Genomic DNA, 1,315 nt, shown 5'->3' on the forward strand with positions numbered 1-1,315 from the left:
TGGCCGTGGCCGTGCCAGCCAGACCGCCGCCAACAATTGCTATGCGGCACTTCATCACCATGCTTCGTCTCCTGTTCCTTATCGATCGTGTCGACTGCCGGCAGCTCGCACCGCTGAGTTCGGCAAACGGCCGTTGTGTGGGAACTATATGTGCCGCTTCCCTACCGAACAATCCACGATTTCGAAGAAATTGATTAGCGACGCTTATGTTTGTTCGACGCTGCATTGCAACTCCGTCCGCGACATTCGCGTTACGCTCCGTAGCGTCGTGACCTGAGTGCAATGAGACCTCCATCAACATCAAAGAAGCCGTTTAAGAGCGTCATCAATCTGGATATGGAGTTGTTGCGAACATTCGTTGCCATCGTCGAACGAGAGTCGTTCGCCGCCGCAGCTGATGCGGTGCATCGCACGCAATCGGCAGTCACGCGGCAGATGCAGCGGCTCGAAGCGAAGGTGAACCGGATCCTCTTTCGCAAGCAGGGCCGGGAGAAGCGGCTGACTGACGATGGACTCAAGCTGCTCGAATATTCGCGGCGCATGCTCGCGCTGAATGACGAGGCCTGCTCGGCAATCACGGGTTCGACGGTCTCGGGAGAGGTGCGGATCGGCGCGCCAGTGGACGTTGCGGACACCAGCCTGCCCAATCTGCTGCAGCGCTTCTCGAAGACCTACCCGAGCCTGAGGATGGTGATCGACGTAGGACGCAGTCCCTTTCTGATGGAGGCCATGAAACGGGGCGAGATCGACATGACGATCTCACCCCGCGAGCACCGCGAATTTCGCCGTGTCACGCTGCGCGCATCTCCGACCGTTTGGATTTGCGCTGCCGGATATCGCTATCAGCGCGACCAGCCGCTCGATCTGATCATCGCGGATGAACCCAGCTTGTTCCGCAGAGTGGCGCTAAAGCAACTCGAGCGCGCGTGCATTGCCTGGCGTCTGACGTACGTCGCGCCCACGTTGCCGGGTATCCGTGCGGCGGTGCGTGCGGGGCTCGGAGTGACCGCGCGGTCGATTGAAATGATGGGTCCGGATTTCCGGGTGCTGGGCGAAGCGGATGGATTGCCGCGTTTGCCGGACGTGCAATACCACCTGTATATCGGCGCTGCACCGAACGGAGCCGCGCGGCGCCTGTTCGACTCGATCGGGTCATTGCGGATCTGATCATTGTCAGACCGACGCGAATGTTTCGCACTGGCTCTAACGCGCAGCTTCGCCACTCGCTTCTTCGAGCGTCTTCTGGCGTGAATCGACCTTCACGGTCACAACCAGGATCACCGCCGCCACCACCAGCGGCATCGTGAACCAGTAG

2 protein-coding genes are annotated in these 1,315 nt (G+C 60.1%); both read left to right on the forward strand.

Features of this window, described 5'->3' with window-relative positions:
- Positions 1-277: hypothetical protein (locus tag QCE64_RS36370; RefSeq protein WP_310009193.1), on the forward strand; the 277-nt coding region annotated here is incomplete at its 5' end.
- A 5-nt stretch (positions 278-282) separates the two neighbouring features.
- Positions 283-1,167: a LysR substrate-binding domain-containing protein gene (locus QCE64_RS36375; RefSeq protein ID WP_310009195.1), complete on the forward strand. Its 885-nt coding sequence runs from the start codon at positions 283-285 to the stop codon at positions 1,165-1,167.
- Positions 1,168-1,315: the final 148 nt, after the last annotated feature.

The organism is Caballeronia sp. LZ043 (assembly GCF_031451075.1).
Classification (GTDB): domain Bacteria; phylum Pseudomonadota; class Gammaproteobacteria; order Burkholderiales; family Burkholderiaceae; genus Caballeronia.

Excerpts from the sequence above, each read along its gene's own strand:
- QCE64_RS36375 (WP_310009195.1), top strand. The coding sequence starts at position 283 with ATGAGACCTCCATCAACATCAAAGAAGCCGTTTAAGAGCGTCATCAAT.